We start from the raw sequence: 1099 nt of genomic DNA, 5'->3' as shown, positions 1-1099 counted from the left end.
TATACCCATTCAACTTGAAGATGCAGGTTTGAGTAGCTGAAAATTATCCGTAATTCTGGATACCAGCGAACCTGCAACTTTTGGTAGGGTCACATCGAAAAATTCTTTGATTGCGGAGATAAATTCTCTCTTGGATGAGAAGTAAACATTGTTCCGAGCATGCTCATTCATCACTTTCCAGAGCCGCTCTATCGGATTTAGGTTCGGACTGTATGGCGGTAAGTAGTGAAGCTCGATATTAAGCACTTTTGCTGCATCTTTCACCAATTTAGTTCGATGATAGGCTGCACCATCTAAGATAAGGTGTACTTTCTGCTCCAGTGGGTAGTGCTCTTTCTTCAGTTTCCAGAAAAAGCGAACAATGCTTTCACTGTTGATGGTTTCATACGTTTCAGTGACCGTTGCACCAATGTTTTCCAGAGAAAGCGCACCGATTAGATTTAGGCGCGTACGGCTACCCGTTGTTTCAATGAGCTTGTCCTGACCTTTTCGAATCCAGCCATAGCTGAGTTTTGTCGACTGAGTCGGATGGACAGCATCCATAAACAATACTGGGGCTTCGCTCGGCTTAAGGACTTTATTGTAATACTCGACAAAGGCTTGCTGCTTTTCTGGACAGAACTTATGAGGCACACCCTTGGGCTTTTTGTATGAGAACCCATTTTGATGTAGCCATTTATTCATACCCGCCACGCTGTAGCGAAGACTAAATTCTGCTTCTACATAGGCAACGATTTGGTGAGTATGGAAGTAAGTGTTCTCAGCCAAGTGCTCAATGAGTTGCATGGTTTGAGCAGCAGACATTCTGCTGTGGCTGCCACCGTTCTCAGGCTTTAACTTCTCAGACTGGAGATAATCGTTGATATGACGTGCAACCGTAGTTTCATGAATACGAAGCGCCTGAGAAATCATTACGTTGCTCCAACCTTCGGAAGCAAGCAGAACCGCTTTGATACGGTCGCACACTCGACTGTCACGAGCGGAATCGTGCATCTGTTCGAGTTCTTGTTTCTTCTGTGGAGATAGCGTTACTTTCATAGTGGCGTAGCATGATCCTATTTTTACGGAAAATCAAGCACCTTCAATGATCACGGGTATA

The 1099-nt window shown here is 44.5% G+C and carries 1 protein-coding gene; it reads right to left on the bottom strand.

The genetic code is table 11. The annotated features are described in order from the left end of the window. Positions 1-9: 9 nt before the first annotated feature. Positions 10-1038: an IS630 family transposase gene (locus L1267_RS23600; protein ID WP_235384426.1), complete on the bottom strand. Its 1029-nt coding sequence runs from the start codon at positions 1036-1038 to the stop codon at positions 10-12. Between the last annotated feature and the right edge of the window lie 61 nt (positions 1039-1099).

The organism is Pseudoalteromonas sp. OFAV1 (assembly GCF_021532595.1).
GTDB lineage: Bacteria > Pseudomonadota > Gammaproteobacteria > Enterobacterales > Alteromonadaceae > Pseudoalteromonas > Pseudoalteromonas lipolytica_C.
This window is presented reverse-complemented; position numbering and strand designations above follow the sequence as displayed.

Excerpts from the sequence above, each read along its gene's own strand:
- L1267_RS23600 (WP_235384426.1), bottom strand. The coding sequence starts at position 1,038 with ATGAAAGTAACGCTATCTCCACAGAAGAAACAAGAACTCGAACAGATG.